Annotated in this window: 17 protein-coding genes; 9 read left to right on the forward strand and 8 right to left on the reverse strand. The window is 68.3% G+C overall.

The genetic code is table 11. The features are described 5' to 3' along the window. Nucleotides 1-9 precede the first annotated feature (9 nt). Nucleotides 10-411 (reverse strand): hypothetical protein, encoded by a 402-nt coding sequence (locus tag ACZZZN_RS17020; protein ID WP_463506308.1) that lies wholly within the window; start codon nt 409-411, stop codon nt 10-12. 173 nt (nt 412-584) lie between these two features. On the opposite strand from ACZZZN_RS17020, the gene ACZZZN_RS17025 reads away from it, so the two are divergent. Then, a complete protein-coding gene (locus tag ACZZZN_RS17025) occupies nt 585-2,012 on the forward strand; it encodes a flavin monoamine oxidase family protein (protein WP_463506309.1) in 1,428 nt (475 codons plus the stop codon). Nucleotides 2,013-2,037: 25 nt separating this feature from the next. Here the strand turns inward: ACZZZN_RS17025 and ACZZZN_RS17030 are convergent, their stop codons facing one another. Then, a complete protein-coding gene (locus ACZZZN_RS17030; protein WP_463506310.1) occupies nt 2,038-2,682 on the reverse strand; it encodes a Pr6Pr family membrane protein in 645 nt (214 codons plus the stop codon). 223 nt (nt 2,683-2,905) lie between these two features. Here ACZZZN_RS17030 and ACZZZN_RS17035 point away from each other — a divergent pair, with 223 nt between their 5' ends. Both ACZZZN_RS17035 and ACZZZN_RS17040 read left to right on the forward strand, forming a co-directional pair. After that, nucleotides 2,906-5,266: an arylsulfatase gene (locus ACZZZN_RS17035; protein ID WP_463506311.1), complete on the forward strand. Its 2,361-nt coding sequence runs from the start codon at nt 2,906-2,908 to the stop codon at nt 5,264-5,266. Nucleotides 5,267-5,380: 114 nt separating this feature from the next. After that, a complete protein-coding gene (locus ACZZZN_RS17040; protein WP_463506312.1) occupies nt 5,381-5,821 on the forward strand; it encodes a DoxX family protein in 441 nt (146 codons plus the stop codon). On the opposite strand, the gene ACZZZN_RS17045 is transcribed toward ACZZZN_RS17040, so the two are convergent. From ACZZZN_RS17045 to ACZZZN_RS17060, 4 genes are read right to left on the reverse strand one after another with little or no spacing between them, the layout of a single operon-like run. Beyond that, on the reverse strand, nt 5,814-6,233 hold the full coding sequence (locus ACZZZN_RS17045) for an ATP-binding protein (RefSeq protein WP_463506313.1): 420 nt from the start codon (nt 6,231-6,233) through the stop codon (nt 5,814-5,816). The two genes, ACZZZN_RS17040 and ACZZZN_RS17045, sit on opposite strands and share 8 nt — an antisense overlap. After that, nucleotides 6,223-6,555, reverse strand: a complete 333-nt coding sequence (locus tag ACZZZN_RS17050; protein WP_463506314.1) for an STAS domain-containing protein — start codon at nt 6,553-6,555, stop codon at nt 6,223-6,225. Before ACZZZN_RS17050 ends, ACZZZN_RS17045 begins: the two co-directional genes overlap by 11 nt. Then, on the reverse strand, nt 6,539-8,500 hold the full coding sequence (locus tag ACZZZN_RS17055; protein WP_463506315.1) for a glycosyltransferase family 2 protein: 1,962 nt from the start codon (nt 8,498-8,500) through the stop codon (nt 6,539-6,541). The genes ACZZZN_RS17050 and ACZZZN_RS17055 overlap by 17 nt, the downstream gene beginning before the upstream one ends. After that, complete coding sequence (locus ACZZZN_RS17060; protein WP_463506316.1) at nt 8,497-9,657, reverse strand: PP2C family protein-serine/threonine phosphatase; 1,161 nt, start codon at nt 9,655-9,657, stop codon at nt 8,497-8,499. Before ACZZZN_RS17060 ends, ACZZZN_RS17055 begins: the two co-directional genes overlap by 4 nt. 109 nt (nt 9,658-9,766) lie before the next feature. Here ACZZZN_RS17060 and ACZZZN_RS17065 point away from each other — a divergent pair, with 109 nt between their 5' ends. From ACZZZN_RS17065 to ACZZZN_RS17085, 5 genes are all read left to right on the forward strand, one after another. Next, nucleotides 9,767-10,792, forward strand: a complete 1,026-nt coding sequence (locus ACZZZN_RS17065) for a LacI family DNA-binding transcriptional regulator (protein WP_463506317.1) — start codon at nt 9,767-9,769, stop codon at nt 10,790-10,792. A gap of 96 nt (nt 10,793-10,888) precedes the next feature. Then, nucleotides 10,889-11,227: a WXG100 family type VII secretion target gene (locus ACZZZN_RS17070; RefSeq protein ID WP_463506318.1), complete on the forward strand. Its 339-nt coding sequence runs from the start codon at nt 10,889-10,891 to the stop codon at nt 11,225-11,227. A gap of 32 nt (nt 11,228-11,259) precedes the next feature. After that, a complete protein-coding gene (locus tag ACZZZN_RS17075) occupies nt 11,260-11,508 on the forward strand; it encodes a WXG100 family type VII secretion target (protein WP_463506319.1) in 249 nt (82 codons plus the stop codon). Nucleotides 11,509-11,512: 4 nt separating this feature from the next. Then, nucleotides 11,513-12,925: an endonuclease toxin domain-containing protein gene (locus tag ACZZZN_RS17080; protein WP_463506320.1), complete on the forward strand. Its 1,413-nt coding sequence runs from the start codon at nt 11,513-11,515 to the stop codon at nt 12,923-12,925. 11 nt (nt 12,926-12,936) lie between these two features. Next, nucleotides 12,937-13,386 (forward strand): hypothetical protein, encoded by a 450-nt coding sequence (locus ACZZZN_RS17085; RefSeq protein WP_463506321.1) that lies wholly within the window; start codon nt 12,937-12,939, stop codon nt 13,384-13,386. 39 nt (nt 13,387-13,425) lie between these two features. Here the strand turns inward: ACZZZN_RS17085 and ACZZZN_RS17090 are convergent, their stop codons facing one another. Beyond that, nucleotides 13,426-14,712: a glycoside hydrolase 5 family protein gene (locus tag ACZZZN_RS17090; RefSeq protein WP_463506322.1), complete on the reverse strand. Its 1,287-nt coding sequence runs from the start codon at nt 14,710-14,712 to the stop codon at nt 13,426-13,428. A 171-nt stretch (nt 14,713-14,883) separates the two neighbouring features. On the opposite strand from ACZZZN_RS17090, the gene ACZZZN_RS17095 reads away from it, so the two are divergent. Beyond that, entirely contained in the window at nt 14,884-17,877 is a 2,994-nt protein-coding gene (locus ACZZZN_RS17095) for an alpha-mannosidase (protein ID WP_463506323.1), read from the forward strand. Nucleotides 17,878-17,923: 46 nt separating this feature from the next. Here ACZZZN_RS17095 and ACZZZN_RS17100 read toward each other — a convergent pair whose 3' ends face one another. Further along, entirely contained in the window at nt 17,924-18,712 is a 789-nt protein-coding gene (locus ACZZZN_RS17100) for an SLC13 family permease (protein WP_463506324.1), read from the reverse strand. Nucleotides 18,713-18,718: the final 6 nt, after the last annotated feature.

Here is an 18,718-nt window from a genome sequence, read left to right on the forward strand (position 1 = left end):
GCGAACACGCTAGGACGCGCCGAAGAACCGGGTCGCGATGTCGGCCACTTCCTTGTCGAGTGTGTCGATGCGAGCGGACAGCTTCGAATCGAGAGTGTCGATCTTGCCGTTCAGCCTCCACTCGAGAGTCTCGATCTGGCCGCTGAGGCGGTGGTCGAGGGCTTCGATCTGGCCGCTGAGGCGATGGTCGAGGGCTTCGATCTGGCCGCTGACGCGGTGGTCGAGGGCTTCGATCTTGCCGGTCAGCCTTCCATCGAGAGCTTCGATCTTGCCGGACAACGTTCCCTCCACGCGACCGATCTCGGACCGCACGACCTTGCCGAAGTGCGTCGTCACGAGCGTGAAGCCGCCCAAGAGCGCCGCGCCGAACACACCTATGAGCGTCCAGACCTGAGGCTCGTTCATCGTCATGCCTCCATCCTGTGAACGTCGGGCCAGAATGGCAGTGTTGTGTCGTCGAACGCGGACCGACTGAGCATGATCCTGCGCGTCGGGGGACAGACCGAACGTGATCCGCCTCGGTGCAGGAGGGGTCGTCGCACCCGGCCTCCATCTGCGCGCGGTATCGTTGCGACACGATGAGGATGACGCGTCGCACACTGCTGATCGGCGCCGGAGCCGGTGTCGTGGGAATCCTGTTGGCCTCCTGCACTCCCGAGCCGGCGCCCACGCCCACGCCCGACCGCTCGCCGACCCCGAAGCCGACCGCCGACAGCATCACGCCTGCGGCCTTCGCCCGCAGCTCGTGGTCGAACGATTCCTTCTCGCTCGGTGCGGCGAGCTTCACGCCGGTCGGCATCCAGGCCGCCGCCCGTGACGCGCTGGCGGAGCCCGTCGACGACCGTCTCTTCATCGCGGGGGAGGCGACCGATGTCGACGCGCCCGGGACGATGGCCGCAGCGCTCCGCTCCGGCGAACGCGCAGCCGACCTCCTGCGTCGGGCCGCGGACGACGGTGAGCGGGTGGCGATCATCGGCGCAGGTCTCGCGGGCGCCGCAGCAGCCTCCCGTCTCGTCGCCGACGGACTGGAGGTCACGGTGTTCGAAGCCCGCGACCGCGTCGGCGGGCGCGTCCACTCCGTCGTCGATGACGAGAACTGGCCCGTTCCGGCGCAGCTGGGCGGTTGGCTGCTCGGAGCATCCGACGGTGTGCTGTTCGAGGCACTCGAAGGGCTCGATGTGCGCACCGCAGCGCTCACCGGTGCGCTCTGGCGGTCGGCCGACGGCGACGTGGCACCCGTGACGACCGAGCCGGTGCAGGCCGCCATCGCAGCAGCGCAGCAGGGGCTGACCGACACCTCTCTCGACGATGCCCTGACTGCGGCCGGTGCCGATCCCACCGAACCGGGACTTCAGGCGCTGCTCGCCTCGATCACGGCATGGTCCGGGGCCGATGCGGCAGATGCCTCCACCTGGTTCCCGCCGACCCTGCCGCCCGACGACGCCACCGCCGTGCTCGGTGACCTCACACCGGTCATCGAGGGGATGCTCGAGGGCGCGCGTCTGAGTCTGTCGTCGCCGGTGAGCCGCGTCGCCTACGACGAGGCGGGGGTCAGTCTCGGCCTCGCCTCGGGAGAATCCCTGTCGTTCGATCGCGTGCTGATCACCGTGCCGCTGGGTGTGCTGAAGAGCGAGGGGCTGCAGTTCGCGCCCGCTCTGCCGTTCACTCATCGCGGAGCGATCGCCGAACTGGGCATGGGGCAGATAGAGACCGTCTGGATGCGCTTCGAGGAGCCCCTGTTCGCCACGACGCCGGAACCGGACGCCGAGGCCGGTTCGGATTCCGGATCGGAGGCCGAAGACGAGGCCGCTCCCGAACCCTCGATCTGGCACGTCGTCGGTGGCGACGCGCTGATCCGGACCTGGGTCGACCTCGCACCGACCACGGGCGAGAACATCGTGGTGGGCATCGTCGGAGGCGATGCTGCGGGAGAGTTCGCGGAGCTCGACGATCAGAAGGCGCTGGCGGCGGCGATCGATTCGCTCGCGCCGTTCCTCGCGCCGTCGGACTGAGCCCCGCTCGCCGGCTGAGTCTGCCTCACACCTCGGGTCGCGGTCGACCCCGTCGCTGCATCCGGCTCACCAGCACGATCACCGTCGCGACGAGAGCGAAGATCGCCAGGGCGATGCCGCTCGTGATCAGGAACTCCGCGGGCCCTGACACCTGTCGGGGATCGAGGAAGTAGTAGGGATACCACCCCACAGACGGGCCGCGCCACAGGGTGACGCCGCCCCACGCCAGCGGGAAGGCGAGTGCGGTGGGAACGACCCACCACGGCACGCCCCGGTGCCCCGGGGTGAGCACCCAGGCGAGGGCGGTGCAGGCCGGCAGCCAGAAGTGCAGCACCTGATCGGACCACGGCACATCGACACGGATGCCGCGCAGGCCCGCCTGCCACACGATCAGCGCGAAGGCGAGGCCGGCGGTGATGGTCCAGGTGAGCACGAGCGCCAGCGCGACCGTGAACCAGCGCGGGTCCGTGGCGCGCGCGAAGGCGAGCACCGCCCCGATCAGCAGCACGACCACGAGTGCGCAGTTGGATTGCACGGTCAGATAGGCGAAGAAGTTCTCGCCCGCGATGGTGCGCGAGCTCAGGCCCCAGAACAGTCGATGCACGAGGGCGACGGTGCACACGGTGGCTGTGGCCAGGCGCAGCACGCCGAACGCCGATCGTGCCCTCACCGTCGATTCCGCCCCTTCCCGGTTGCGCGCGATGATCCCGTATATCGCGCATCACGCCATCCGGCGAGTCTACGGAGTGTGGCTGAGGCAGGCTCGCGCCCGAGCCGATCGCGCAGACGCCATCACCCCCCTCGGGTGATGCGACGGATCCGCCGTGAGCGGGTCGGCCATACCGTCGACATCAACGTGCGGGCGTCCGGTTCCGCAGAGATCAGTGGGAGTGATGATGTCCGACGTGCAGCGTTCTGTTCTTCCGATTCCGGATCTGGCGTACACCGGTACCGTGACGTTCGATGCGACGGATCCCGACACGAGGTTCCCGCCGATCACCCCCGTGCGACCGCCGGAGGGCGCACCGAACGTGCTGGTGATCCTGATCGACGACACCGGGTTCGGGGCATCCAGCGCCTTCGGGGGACCGGTCGACACGCCCCACTTCGAGCGCGTCGCAGCAGCCGGGCTGAAGTACACGCGGTTCCACACGACCGCCCTGTGCTCGCCGACCAGGGCTGCGCTGCTCAGCGGACGCAACCATCACACCGTCGGCATGGGCGGCATCACCGAGATCGCGACCTCAGCCCCCGGATACAGCTCGGTGCGACCCAACACCTGCGCCCCCCTGGCGGAGACCCTGAAACTCAACGGGTACAGCACCTCGCAGTTCGGCAAATGTCACGAGGTGCCGGTCTGGCAGGCGAGCGCGATCGGGCCGTTCGGCGGATGGCCGAGCCCCGGCAACGGCTTCGAGTACTTCTACGGATTCCTCGGCGGCGAGACGAACCAGTGGTATCCGGCGCTCTACGAGAACACGTCGCCGGTGGAGCCGTGGGGAACGCCGGAGGAGGGATACCACTTCATGGGCGACATGACCGACAAGGCGATCGCGTGGACCCGCGAGCAGAAGTCGCTCGCTCCTGACGTGCCGTTCTTCACCTACTTCGCCCCGGGGGCCACCCACGCCCCGCATCACGTTCCGGCCGAGTGGGCGGACCGGTACAAGGGGCGCTTCGACCAGGGCTGGGACGAGGTGCGCAAGGAGACCTTCGCGCGCCAGCTCGACCTGGGCGTCATCCCCGCCGACGCCGTGCTCACCGAGCGCAGCCCCGGCATCCCTGCCTGGGACGAGATGAGCGACCTCATCAAGCCCGCTCTCGCGCGCCAGATGGAGGTCTACGCGGGATTCCTGGCGTACGCGGACCACCATGTCGGTCGCCTGCTCGACGCCTACGAAGAGCTCGGCATCCTCGACGACACCCTCGTCTACGTGATCATCGGCGACAACGGCGCGAGTGCCGAGGGGTCGATGCACGGCACCACGAACGAGGGCTTCACGATCAACCACCTGAACGAGCTCGAGACCGAGCAGTACGTCGCCGATCACGTCGACGACATCGGCACGCCGGGCTCCTACAACCACTACGCGGTCGGCTGGGCGCATGCGATGGACACCCCCTACCAGTGGACCAAGCAGGTCGCCAGCCACTGGGGCGGAACCCGCAACGGCACGATCGTCAGCTGGCCCAACGGCGGCGTGCAGAAGGGCGGCATCCGTCACCAGTTCAGTCACGTCATCGACGTCGCGCCCACAGTGCTGGAGGCCGCCGGCATTCCCGAGCCGAGCACCGTGAACGGCGTGACCCAGCGTCCCTATGAGGGAACACCGATGAACTACACCTTCACGGATGCCGATGCGGATGCCGCTGAGCGCCACGAGACGCAGTACTTCGAGATGCTCGGCAACCGTGCGATCTACCACAAGGGCTGGACCGCGGTCGCGAAGCACAAGGATCCGTGGGCCGGTTCGTCGCACGGCCTCGACGACGACGTCTGGGAGCTGTACGACGTCGAAGCGGACTGGACGCAGTCGAACGACCTCGCGGCGGCCGAGCCCGAGCGGCTCGCCCACCTGCAGCGGCTCTTCCTCATCCAAGCGGCGCGCTTCAACGTGCTCCCGCTCGACATCCGCTCTGCGGAGAGGATGAACCCCGACATCGCCGGGCGTCCGCAGCTGATCGTCAGCGACTCGCAGAAGTTCTATCCCGGCATGAAGCGCCTGAGCGAGAACACCACGATCAACATCAAGAACAAGTCCTGGACGGTGACCGCGCAGGCATCGGTGCCCGACGAGGACGCCGGCGGCGTGCTCATCGCACAGGGCGGCGCATACGGAGGGTGGTCGTTCTACATGAAGGACGGCGGGCTCGCCTTCGCGTACAACCTGCTCGGCATCGGCGTCGACATCGTGCGCTCCGACACGGCGGTGCCGGTGGGCGATCAGGAGGTGCGTGCGCATTTCGCGTACGACGGCGGTGGCCTCGGCAAGGGCGGCACGGTCACTCTCTTCGCCGGTGACGAGAAGATCGGCGAAGGCCGCGTCGATCGCACGCTGCCCTTCCAGTTCACGTTCGACGAGACCGTCGATGTCGGGCAGGACCTCGCCTCGCCGGTCTCTCCCGACTACGGGGCCACCGGCAACGCCTTCACCGGAACGATCGGGTGGGTGCGCATCGACCTCGGCGACGACGACCACTCGCACCTGATCGACGACGAGCATCGACTCGCGGTGGCGATGCTCAAGCAGTGATCGAGGCGGCGCGCATTCAGGAGATCGAAAAGTGGTCTTCCCTAGCGTGAAAGCAGGGATAGCCCCTGCTCCGCGCCTGGCGCGCGGTGTCCTGCCACGAAGGAACACCTCCTCATGACGAACACCACCGCCCCCTCTGCCGGCCCGTCGCTGGGACTCCTGGTCCTGCGCATCGTGGTCGGCGCGATCTTCGCCGCCCATGGGGCGCAGAAGATCTTCGAGTACACGATCGCCGGAACCGTCGGCAGCTTCGCGGGAATGGGGATCCCCCTCCCCGAGATCGCCGCGCCCGTCGTCGCGTTCGTCGAGCTCATCGGCGGCATCCTGTTGGTGCTCGGGCTCTTCACCCGGCCCGTCGGCATCCTGCTCGCGATCGACATGGTCGTGGCGCTCGTCGCCGTGCACCTGCCCGCCGGCCTCTGGGTGGGTGAGGGCGGCTACGAGTTCGTCGCCGTGCTCGGCGCGGGTGCGCTCGCCCTCGCGTTCACCGGCGCAGGCCGCTTCTCGCTCGACGGCGCGTTCCTGCGCGGTCGCGCCCCGGCCTGGCTCAGCTGAGCCGGCGGCGCAGCACCCAGGTGTTGCCCGCGCCGCCGCCGGTGTGCTCGAAGTCGTCGAGCGCAGCGGTGGCGATGGCGAGGCCCCGCCCGCTCTCGCTGTCCTGATCCGGCATCGACACGCTCTCCCAGTCGATGCTCGCCGGGTGCGCGGTGTCGACGATCGTGGCGAGCAGCGCGTCCGTGGTGACCCGGAGCGCGACATCGACGCTGATCTCGGCGTGCGCGAAGGCATCCGCATGCTGCACGATGTTCGTCACCACCTCGCTGACCGCCAAGGTGAAGAGGGTGCGATCCTCGGCGGTCACCTGCGGCGACTCCGACCAGAGGGCGTCGAGGGCGTCGAGCACCTCGTCGATGAGGGCCGGCGCGGCCGGCCCGATGACACGCTTCGTGCCCGGTTCAGTGCCCATCGAACGCCGATTCCGGCGTGGGGTGATCGCGCAGCACGCGGTCGAGATTCGTGAGGTGCAGCACCGTGCGCACGGCCTCGGGCACCGCGGCGATTCGCAGGTCACCGCCGGCCACGCGTGCGCTCTTCAGCGCGCCGACCAGGGCCCCGAGACCCGACGAGTCGACGAACTGCAGCGCTGCCATGTCGATGACGATCCGCGAATCTCCCGAGGCCACGAGGTCGGTCACCGCCTTTCGCAGCAGTGGTGCACCGGTCGCGGTGAGACGACCCGAGAGCGCGATCACGGCGTATCCGTCGCGGATGTCAGTGCTGATGTCCATGGGACTCCTCCTCGAGGGTTCGGGCCGGTCCGCGGTAGCGGGCGGCTTGGATGATGACGCTGAGCACGACGAGGTCGTACAGCACCCACACGGTGTTCACCAGTGTTCCCGTCCCGTCGCCGGTGCCGATGATCACGCGCGTCACGCCGATCACGAGCGCCACGGCGAGCACGACCATCGCGGTGAGCTGCGGCCAGATCTCGCGCCACGGCACGCCTCGCGGGTCGCGCCCGTCCTTGCGGGTGACTGCGAACGAGAGGGGACGTCCGAACACGACGTTCGCGACTGCCGTCCAGCACGCCCTGATCCACACCGGGAACAGGGCCAGCGAGTACTGCTGCCCTCGCCAGGTCCTCAACCCCTTCGCGACGACGAGGAACAGGATCTGGTTGACGAGGAAGTAGGGCAGGAACCGCACGAAGAAGTCCACCGACCATGCTGTGACCGGCAGCACGCCGAACACGAGGTAGACGACCGGAGCGGTGAGGTACACGATGGCGGCGAAGCCCGACAGATAGCTCCACATCGTTGCGAAGTACATCAGTCGCTGCCCGATCGACAGACCGCGCTTGGCGAGCGGGTTGTCGCGCAGCATCACCTGCAGGGTTCCCTGAGCCCAGCGCAGACGCTGGGTCAGCATCGTGCGCAGGTCTTCGGGAGCGAGGCCCTTCGCGAGGATCTCGTGGTGGTAGACGCTGCGCCAGCCGAGCGAGTGCAGCTGCATGGCGGTGGCCATGTCCTCCGTCACCGAGATCGTCGCGAGCGGCAGGATCGGCTGCGCCTCGTCGCCCCGGTCGAGACGCAGTGCGTCGAGCAGAGCCCGGATCGCGTCGATGGCGGTGATGGGCGAGAGATCGGATGCCGCGAGTGCGGCGAGGCCCGCCTCGTCGACGACGATCGCATCGAGCTCTGCATCGTGCTCGATCGGCAGGGCGCCGAGTTCGGCGAGGTCGGCGCGGATGCCGGCGATGTCCTTCGCGACGAGGATGACGGATGCGTTGTCGACCGCTGCGCGCACCCCGGCCGCGACGTCGGCCACCGGTGCGCCGGCCGCGAGGTCACGACGTCCCGAGCGGATCGCGGCTTCGATGGCGAAGAGCTCACGGTGCAGATCGGGGTCGGAGGTGGTGCGCAGCTCCTTGCCGATCAGGTCTTCGGAGGCGCGGAGCGCGCGGGCCGCACTGTCGGTGACCTCGCGCACATACCCGATGATGCCCAGCTGCATGAGAGCTTCGCGGCGCAACACGGCGTTCGAGCCGCAGAAGAAGGCCGCGTTCCAGCCGTCCTTGCCCTGCTGGATGGGGCCGTAGAAGAGAGGCGCCTGAGCGCCGAGCGGATCGGCTTCGTCGACGTTCATGAACCACTGCGGCGTCTGCACCACAGCCACCTCGGGGTCGTCGGCGAAGTAGCCGAGTGTGCGATGGAGGATCAGCGGATCGGGGATCTGGTCGGCATCGAGGATCAGGAGGAACTCTCCGTCGGTCTCGAAGAGCGCGCTGTTGAGGTTGCCCGCCTTCGCATGGCGGGGCTTGCCGATCCAGTCATCCGATCGCGTGAGGTACCCGATTCCGGCGTCCCGGGCTGCCTGCGCGAGCTCGGGACGAGCGCCGTCGTCGAGGATCCACGTCGTGTGCGGGTAGGCGATCCGGTGCGCGGCGCGCGCCGTGATCATGACCAGCTCGATCGGCTCGTTGTACGTCGCGATGAAGACGTCGGCAGTGCCCTGCGGAGGCGATGCGGGCGCGGGTCGCTCCTTCGCCCGCCACATCGTCAGGCAGAACAGGAAGGTGTCGATGAGGCTGTAGGTCTCGGCGATCACCAGCGGCACGGCGATCCACCACGCCGACCAGTTCACCGACTCGAGCCAGCGCCATGCGACGTAGTTCGTGCCGAGGAGCACGGACAGCAGAGCGATGATGCGAATCGCTGCGAAGCGAGTGGTCATGCATCTCTCCGCACGACGACGACGGTGACGTCGTCGGTGGCTACATCGCCCGCGGCCAGACGCAGGGCCTCGCTGATGGCTCCGTCGGGGCCGAGCGTCCTCAGCACGCGGTAGACGTGCCCGTAGGGGTCATCGGGGTCGAGCACGTCGAGGAGCCCGTCGCTGCAGCAGACGAATGCGTCGCCGGGACCGAGAAGCGTCGTGCGCGGCTCCCGTATCTCTGACGTCGACAGGCCCAGGCTCATGCCGAGCGGCAGACTCGTCGAGCGCAGGTGCTCCCATGATCCGTCGGCGCGCAGGATGAACGCGAGGCTGTGACCGGCATCGATGATCTGCAGTTCGCCACTCTCGGGTTCGAGCTCGGCATGCACCGCGGTCACGAACATCGAGGTGTCAGCGAAGTCCGCCTCGAGCAGGCGATCGGCCTCGGCGATGGCCTCGGCGATCGAGCGCTCGGGGGCGGTTCGCAGCGAGGCGCGCACGCTCGCCGCGATCAGCGCCGGCCCCGTGCCCTTGCCCATCGCATCCGCCAGGGTGATCCGCAGCGATCCGCCCTGCAGGCCGAGGTCGTAGAAGTCGCCGGCCAGGCGGCCCCGCGAGGCTGCACCTCCCGCGATCGTGTATCCGGGCAGCGTCGGGTGCGTGTGCGGCCGCAGCGCGCTCTGGATCACGGCTGCGTGGTCGAGCTCTGCGTCGTTCGCGAGTTCGGTCTGCACCCAGAACGCCAGATCGCGCAGCAGGTCGCGCTGCTCGTCCGTGAACTCGTGGGGCTCGGTGTCGAGCACGCAGAGGGTTCCCACCGGCTCGCCGCCGGGCGCATGCAGCGGGTGACCCGCGTAGAAGCGCAGGTGGGGGTCGCCGATCACGAACGGGTTGTCGGCGAACGTCGCCGTCGCGGTCGCATCCTCGACGACCACCGTGCGGTCCTGCCGCACCGTGTAGTCGCAGAAGGAGTCCTGCCGAGGGGCCTCGGAGCCGCCGAGGCCGATCTCGGACTTGCGCCACTGGCGATCGTGGTCGAGCAGCGACACGCTCACCATGGGCACGCCGAACATCTCCTTCGCCAGACGTGCGACACGGTCCACTCGCTCGTCGCGGGGCGTGTCGAGGATGTTCATCGCATCGAGCGCTCGCTGTCTCGTGAGCTCGTCAATCATTGGGGCTCCCCTCCCGCAGTTCTGGTGCCATCCTTCCATCGAGTGCGCGATCGCGGGAGCGTGAGTCGTGCATCGGATCGACGGAGTGCTATATCGCTACAGTTGGGGAATGGCGAGACCGAAGCGCGTGACGATCACGGACATCGCGCGGCTGGCGGGAGTCTCGCCCGGAGCCGTGTCTTTCGCGCTCAACGGGCGGCCGGGTGTCAGCGAGCAGACCCGCCGGCGCATCCTCGAGATCGCCGAGGAGCATCAGTGGCAGCCGAGCTCCGCCGCCAGGGCGCTGGTGGGTGCTCGCGCGGGTGTGATCGGCTTCGCGGTCAACCGGCCCGCCGACACGCTCGGCACGGAGGCGTTCTTCACCGACCTCATCGCCGGAGCCCAGTCGGCGCTCGCCGACCATCGGATGGCGATGCAGATGGTCCTCGTCTCCTCCATCGACGAGGAGGTCGCGACGTATCGGCGCTGGTGCAGTGCCAACCAGGTCGACGGCGTCATCGTGATCGACCCGCGCGACGACGACCCTCGACTCGCTGTGCTGACCGACCTCGGTCTTCCGGCCGTGGTGATCGGCAGTTACGCCTCGACCGAGGCCGAGCCGCCGACGATCTGGCTCGACGACAGCCAGGTCGCGCACTCGCTCTTCGACCACCTCAGTGCGCTGGGGCATCGCTCGATCGCGTACATCGCCGGTCCCGCCGAGTTCCAGCACACTCGTCTGCGCACCGATGTGCTCTCGGAGCTCGGGGATCGGGAGGTGATCGGCGAGACCATGACCACCGATTTCTCTCCCGCTGCGGCCGCCGCGGCTACGAGACGGCTGCTGAGCCGATCCGAACGGCCGACAGCGATCGTCTACGACAACGATGTGATGGCGATCGCAGGACTCCGTGTCACGCAGGAGATGGGGCTGTCCGTGCCGGGCGATCTGTCGCTCGCATCGTTCGACGACTCCGTCGTGGCCGGTCTCGTGCATCCGTCGCTCACCTGCATCACGCGAGACACCTTCGGCCTCGGTGCTCAGGCCGCGGCCTTCCTGCTCGAGCAGATCGACGACCCCGAGCGTCTCGCCGACCGGGTGGGCCCGGTGCCGACGCTCACGGTGCGCGAGAGCACAGCGGCCCCCGCGCGCTGACCCGCGTGTGAGTCGGTGGAGGTCGCGCCGACAGAACACCGGAATACGTCTGTGAGTGTCGTCGAATGACGACGCATCGACTGCTAGCGTCGCCACGTGATCATCCGGGGGGATTTCGGCACACTTGCCAGTGAGGCGGGCCGGCTCGACGACGTCGCCGACCGCATCGACGGTCGCCTGGCGGCAGCGCAGCGCGACATGGACGACTTTCTGGCGTCGGGCTGGGTGGGGTCTGCGTCGACCCGGTTCCAAGCGGCCTTTGACCGCTGGCTCGACGCCGCGACCGCCGGTGTCGCTGAGCTGCACGAACTCGTCGAGGCGGTGCGCGGTGCGACGAACGACCTCGCGATGACGGAGCAGGCCAATGCGGAAGTGTCGCTGTCGGCAGCGCCCGCTGTCAGCGATGCGTTCTCCCGGCTGATGGGCGCGCGCTGATGTTCGCATTTCACGTCGCCCGAGCCGAACAAATGCTCGACGACCTCATGCGCATCGGAACTGCCCTCGTCGCGGCTCTCGACGATGCCGACGCGACTGCCGATCGGGTGGGGATGGCCTGGGAGGGCTCGACCGCGAATGCTCAAGGCGCGGCGCATGAGCACTGGCGCGAGGACGCGCGGCGCATGGCCGCTGCTCTCGACGAGATGCGTCATGCACTGCAGGGCGCGCACGCGAACTACTCGTCCGCGGCATCCATGAACCTCGCGATGTGGGAGTGAGCGCGTGCTGATCTGCGTCGACCCGACGGCCTATGCCTCGGCCGCTGAGACGTTCGGAGACCACCTGGCGAGCGACGTGCGCCGCGTGGTCGACAGACTCTCCGGCGAGCTGTCGGGCATGGGTGCGGTGGCCGGGCATGACCCGGCGGGTAGGGCTTGGGCGGAGTCGTACGATGCCGTCGCGCCGCAGACGCTGCAGGCGATCGACCAGCTCAGTCGTGCGAGCGTCAACGTCGGCGCACTGCTGCAGCAGGCCGGCTTCAACCATGCCCGTGCCGAGGCGTACTCCGATGTCACGGGAGGCGGCGAGGTTCCGCCCAAGACGCTGTCGTTCGAGCCCGGTGCGGCGATGGCGGTCGATCTGCCGAGCGCCGAGGGTGGCGCGATCGCGGAGCCGCCCGCCGGGTGGGAGTGGCTGCAGGATGTCTCCGGGCTCATCTGGCCCGATGGCGACCCCGGCCGACTGCGCGAGATGGGCGCGGCGTGGACACGCGCCGCCGATGATCTCGACGCGGGATGGATGCTCGTCTCGCAGGGCATCACGGCGCTCGACGAGCAGGATTCCCCCGAGATCCAGAGCGCGCGCGGCGTGTGCCGCCTGCTCGGTGAGACGCTGAGCGAGCTGGCCGCCCAGTGCCGCGCGATCGCTGCCGCCTGCGACGACCTCGCCGGTCACATCGAGTCGACGCGCTCTGAGCTGATCACCGAGGTCAACCTGATGCTCGCCTCGATCATCGCGATCGAGCTCGCGGCGGGGTTGGCTGCCGCGGCGACGGCGGGCATCGGGGCAGTTGCGTTGCAGGGCGCGGCTTACGGGGCGGTGCTCACGGCGGGCGCGCGCATGTCGTTGATCATCTCGCGGTTGCTGAACATGGCGACGCTGACCGGCTCATCGCTCGTGTGGAGGAGCGCGGATGCGGTCGGAGACAACCTGCGCAAGATCCTGGTACTGACACCGCGAGCGGCTGAGGTGGTGCCGGTCGCCGGAACGCTCAAGGCACTCGACGACCTCGCGAATCGGCTGTCGAACTCGGCCTGGCCCCTGCCTCCGTCGCCCCGAGGATTCGCGATCGAGACGCGGCTCGGTGGCAACCTGCCGCCGGGGTTCCCGACGATCGACAAGTGGGACTGGCAGCACGGCATCGCCACGAGCATCAAGACGGTGGATCTTGCGGCGAAGAGCTATCAGAACCCGGCGAGATTGGAGAGTTTGGTGAAGAGGCACATCGACAAAGCCGCTGGGTTCACAGACGCGGAGTGGCTCGGTGTGAACATCGAGCCGTGGATGGTGAACGAACGGGAGTTGCTCCTCGGGGTCCCGCGCACGGGTTCGCTGGAGCAGGATGCGGTACTCGCCTCGATGATCGATTATGCACACGGCCGTGGCGTCACGCTGACTGTCGAGTTCGTGCGATGAGGGATCATCTCGTGAGCGTCCATCTGCTCAGGGACGAACGCGTCTTGGTGCAGCCGATCTCGCGGAGTGTCAACGGGATCATGATCTCTGATGGACTGCCTCTCGGACTGCCTGCGGGTCTCGACTCCGTAGCGTGGGGCGAGGCAATCGTCCGTGCTCTCGGGGAATCGAACCGACGGACGCTGCCATCTCGAGATCTGCGTCTGGATCCGCCCGATCGCGAGTTGCTGGCGTGGTTGGGCCTGAAGTCGTACGCGCAGTACGCGAGAGGGGTCAAGTCCGTGAGCGTGTACGCGAACTACGACGAAGAGATTGCGACGGTTCTGATAAGTCCGAAACGAAACACCGGACCGCGAGGAGGCTTCAGGGGAATCGAGGAGGCGCAGGTCGTCCTCGACTTCGAAAGTCCTGCACAGCTCGGTCAGGCTGTGCAGGAGGCGATGAAGAATGCGACGGCGTGACGGACCGGCGTCAGCGGGACCGGCCGGGTGTACCTGAACTCACACCACCGTGTTCTGGGATTCGTACGACCACGGCTCGACCGCTGGGCGGACGAGCTCGGTGATGCCGCGCGCTGCGAGAGCAGCAGGATCAGCGGCATCCTTCGAGGTCACGAAGGCAGGGTCCGCGCCGGCCTCGCAGGCATCCACCCACGCCTGGAAGATCGAGCCGCCGGGGCTCATCGCGCCGCGGCTGACGGGAGTCTCGGCCTCGTCGACCTCGACCACGATGCCGAGGGTGCGCGCAGGGGTGGGCTGGCGCTCACGCAGCTCGGGGATGAGCTCGGCGAAGCGACGTCCGATCGGCTTCGCCTCGCCGTTCTGGTCGACGAGGCCCAGCGTGTATTCGAGCTCGGGGAAGTCCGCGAGGCTGCGGCTCACGTCGTGCGAGCACCACCAGGTGACACCCCAGAGGTTCTCGGTGCGGGCCACCGAGCGCACCGTCGCCTCGAGGAAGTCGGGTGTCTGCTCGGGTGTCAGGCAGTTCGACGGAGCACCGACCTCCTGCAGCCAGATCGGCTTCGCCGGGTCCGTGGCGAACGCGCGAGCGAGCTCGATCATGTACTCGGCATGGCGATCGGATGCCACCGAGCGGCCGCCGTACTTCTGTGCCGTGCCGTTGAAGATCCACGAGTGCACGGTGGTGATGTCGCCGAGACGCGAGGCGAGCGCCGGGGTGAATCCGTGACCGTCCATGTACCACGCGGCATCGTACTCACTGTGCACGTGCTGCTGCGCGGGAGCTGCGGCGTGCGCAGCATCCAGCAGTGTCGTGATCCAGTTCGCCGCCTCCGTCTCGCTGACCGGCCAGGGAGAGGGATGCGTCTTGGCGGAGAACTGATTCGTCTCGTTGCCGAGTGTGAATCCCAGGAAGTTGTCGGCGTCGCTGAGGCGCTCGCCGAGTCTCTTCACGAGCTCGACCTGCCCGCTCAACGCATCGGGGTGCGTGAACATGTTCTTGTCGTGCCACGTGAACAGCCACGACGGGATGAAGTCGAAGCTCGACAGATGCCCCTGGATCACGTCGACGCTCGCATCGAGCCCGAACTCCGCGGCGATGTCGACCACCGCGCGCACGTCGTCGACGGCTTCGGGGCGGATCAGCGTGCGGTTCGGCTGCAGCACCGTCCACAGCGGGAAGATCCGCAGGTGGTCGAGCCCCAGCTCCGCCAGCGCGGCGAAGTCGCGGCGGACCTCGTCGAGATCGAGCGACATCCATGCGTGCATCCACTGCGATCGCGGGGTGTAGTTCGCGCCGAAGCGGAGGGGTGTTGCGGGGGTGGGCATCGTCGTCCTTTCGAAAGCCGGTGGAGCCCACTCAGGAATGGACGCTCATCGCTGCGTTGTCGCACGCCGACACCACTATATCGTTTTAGTATCGGCCGGCATCACCCCGCGATGCGCCGGACCGGGTTAGTCAATTAGCCTGAGCAAACCCGATTCGATGGAGATTCCTGCATGCACGACGACACCTCGCTCACCGTCGGCCGCGTCAAGCGCGTCCTCGATGAGCGCATCCGGCCGGCGATCCACTCGGCATCCGTACCGCTCGACGTCGAGGTCAACGAGCTTCCGGGTGAGCCGATCAGTCCGACCGACGGATTGGCTCTCGACTTCGCCGAGACGGCGGTGCCGAGCATGTGGGGGCCCGCCTGGTCGACGACGTGGTTCAAAGTCGCGGGTCGAGTCCCCGCCGAGTGGGCGGGTCGCCGCGTCGAGGCCGTGATCGATCTCGGGTTCGACATCAACATGCCGGGCTTCCAGTGCGAGGCGCTGGCCTATCTCCCCGACGGAACGCCGGTCAAGAGCATCAACCCGCGCAACCAGTGGGTGCCGATCGCCGAGCATGCCCACGGCGATGAGCCCGTCGAGCTCTACCTCGAGGCGGCCGCCAACCCGGTGCTGCTCGACTACCACCCCTTCCTCCCCACGCAGGAGGGCGACGTCCGCACGTCATCCCGCGAGCCGCTGTACCGCACTCGACGCATCGACCTCGCCGTCTTCGAACAGGAGGTCTTCGAGCTCTCCCTCGACCTCGAGGTGCTGTTCGAGCTGCAGGCCGAGCTGCCCGCGACCTCGCCCCGACGCATGCGGATCCTGCAGGCGATGGATGACGCGCTCGATGTGCTCGACCTGCAGCGCATCGCCGCGACCGCCGCCGCCGCTCGCGCGCAGCTCGCCGACGTGCTCGCCGCCCCCGCCGAGGCCAGCGCGCACCGCATCTCGGCGATCGGTCACGCGCACATCGACTCCGCGTGGCTGTGGCCGGTGCGCGAGACGATCCGCAAGGTCGCCCGCACCACCTCGTCGATGGCGACGCTCATCGACGAGCAGCCGGACTTCCTCTACGGCATGTCGAGCGCCCAGCAGTATGCGTGGCTCAAGGAGCACCGCCCCGAGGTCTACGCGCGCGTCAAGGCGGCCGTGGCCGAAGGACGATTCCTGCCGCTCGGTGGCATGTGGGTCGAGTCCGACACGGTGATGCCGTCGGGCGAGTCGCTCGTGCGCCAGTTCTCGTATGGACAGCGGTTCTTCGAGCGCGAGTTCGGCATCCGCTCGAAGGGCGTGTGGCTGCCCGACAGTTTCGGATACTCGCCGGCCCTCCCGCAGCTGATGCGCCGCGCGGGGTTCGAGTGGTTCTTCACGCAGAAGATCTCATGGAACCAGCAGAACGTGTTCCCCCACCACAGCTTCCTGTGGGAGGGCATCGACGGCTCGCAGGTCTTCACGCACTTCCCCTCGATGGACACCTACAACTCCCAGCTCAGCGGCATGGAGGTGGCCAAGGCCTCGCGTCAGTTCAAGGAGAACCGCGTGACCTCGCGGTCGATCGCTCCGGTCGGCTGGGGCGACGGCGGCGGCGGCACCACGCGCGAGATGACCGGCAAGGCGAAGCGCCTCGAGAACCTCGAAGGCAGCGCGCAGGTCGTGTGGGAGCATCCCGACACCTTCTTCGAGGCGGCCCGCGCCGAGCTGCCGAACCCGGCCGTGTGGGTCGGCGAGCTCTATCTCGAGCTGCATCGCGGAACCCTCACCAGCCAGCACGCCACGAAGGCGCTGCATCGCTGGGCCGAGCACGCACTGGTGGAGGCCGAGCTGTGGGCGGCGACGGATGCCGTGCGCACCGGCGCCGCGTATCCGCAGGCCGAGTTCGACCGACTCTGGGAGACCGTGCTGCTGCACGAGTTCCACGACATCCTGCCCGGGACGTCGATCGCCTGGGTGCATCGTGAAGCCGTCGAGGTGCTCTCCGGTGTGCTCTCTGATGCGCAGGAGCTGGCGGATGCCGCGCGCCGGTCGCTCGCGGGCGAGGGTGATCGCGAGCTGCGCTTCGTGCCGAGCTCTGTCGGAGGCGGACGCGCGCTCGGGGCCGGCTTCGTCGAGGAGCCCGGCCCGGCATCCGTCCTGCTCTCCGGCGAAGACGGCGGGTGGCGCCTCGAGAACGAGCTCGTCTCGGTGCTGATCGCAGCCGACGGGCTCATCGTCTCGGCAGTCGACAAGACGTCGGGTCGCGAGGCGGTGGCCGAGGGTTGCGCCGCGAACCTCTTCCAGCTGCACCAGGACTTCCCGAACATGTGGGATGCGTGGGACATCGACAAGTACTACCGCAACAGCGTCGAAGATCTCACGGCGGTCGCGTCGATCACGGCATCCGTCGTCGACGGGGTCGCGACCGTCGTCGTGACCCGGTCGTTCTCGGAGTCGACGATCGAGCAGACGATCGTCCTCGCGCCGGGCCAGCGCACCGTGCTGCTGCACAACGACATCGACTGGCACGAGACCGAGAAGCTGCTCAAGCTCGCCTTCCCACTCGACATCCAGGCCTCGCACACCGAGGCCGAGACGCAGTTCGGCTACCAGTCGCGGGTGACGCACACGAACACCAGCTGGGAGGCGGCGAAGTTCGAGACCTCGATGCACCGGTTCGTGCTCGTGCGCGAGCAGGACTTCGGCGTCGCCCTGGTGAACGACTCGATCTACGGCTACGACACCTCGCGCGAGGTCTCGGATGACGCGGTGACGACCACCGTGCGACTGTCGTTGCTCCGGGCGCCTCGGTTCCCGGATCCCGACACCGACCACGGTCACCACCAGATCGAGATCGGCTTCGTGGTCGGCGCGGATGCCGAGATCGCGACCGCCGAGGGCATCCGACTCAACTCGATGCCGACGCTCGTGCGCGGCGCTCGTGAGGTCGCACCGCTGGTATCCGTGCAGGGCGAGGGCATCGTGATCTCGGGGGTGAAGCTCGCGGATGACGGCTCGGGCGACGTGATCGTGCGTCTCTACGAGGCGCTCGGTCGCCGCACGACGGGCCTGCTCGAGGCCGACTTCGACCACCGGGAGATCCGCGAGGTCTCTCTGATCGAGGACGCGCTGGACGACGGACGAGTGGGGGGAGAGCTGAACCTGCGCCCGTTCGAGGTGCGGACGCTGCGCGTCGTGCGCTGAGACCGGCATTCTCGAAACCCCGCGGCCGCGTCGATCGGGCGCGGGGTCAGAACGGCCAGATGAGGGGCACGACCCACGTCGCGACGACGATGAACAGTGCCGCGAGGGGGAGGCCGAGCTTCCAGTAGTCGCCGAAGCGATACCCGCCGGGCTCCATCACCATCAGGTTCGCGGGGGTGGCGACGGGGGTCAGGAAGGATGCGGCGCCCGCCACCGCCAGCGCCATCATGAACGGCTGCACCGATGTGCCGAGGGTCACGGCGATCGAGACCGCGATGGGAGCCATGATGAGCACCGTGGCGGTGTTGCTCACCATCTGGCCGAGCAGCACGGTGAGCAGGCAGACGGTCAGGAGCGCCACGTGCGGGCCGAACTCGCCCACGAACCCGAGCAGCCAGTCGGCCACGAGGTCGGCAGTCCCGGTCGTCGTGAACGCGGTCGACAGCGGGATCATCCCCGCGATCAGCACGACCGTGGTCCAGGAGACCGAGCGATACGCCTGAGCCGCCGTCACGGTGCGGGTGACGACGAGCGCCGCGGCGGCGAGCAGCGCCGCCACGGCAGCGGGAACCACCCCGGTGGCGAGCAGGGCGACCATCACGACGAGGATGACCACGGCACGCACCCACCCGCGTCCGAGAGGCACCCCCCGCCGCAGTTCCTCGGTCGAGTCGACGGCCAGCACGTCGCGTCCGCCCGTGTGGCGAGCGAGGTCGTCCCACGCGCCCTGCAGCAGCAGGGCGTCGCCTGCGCGCAGGGTGACGTCTGCGCCGTCGAGGTGCTCTTCGCCACGGCGGGCTCCGAGAATCACGAGATCGCCGCTGGGGGTGGTCATCCCGGC

It is taken from the genome of Microbacterium sp. AC145 (genome assembly GCF_979258505.1).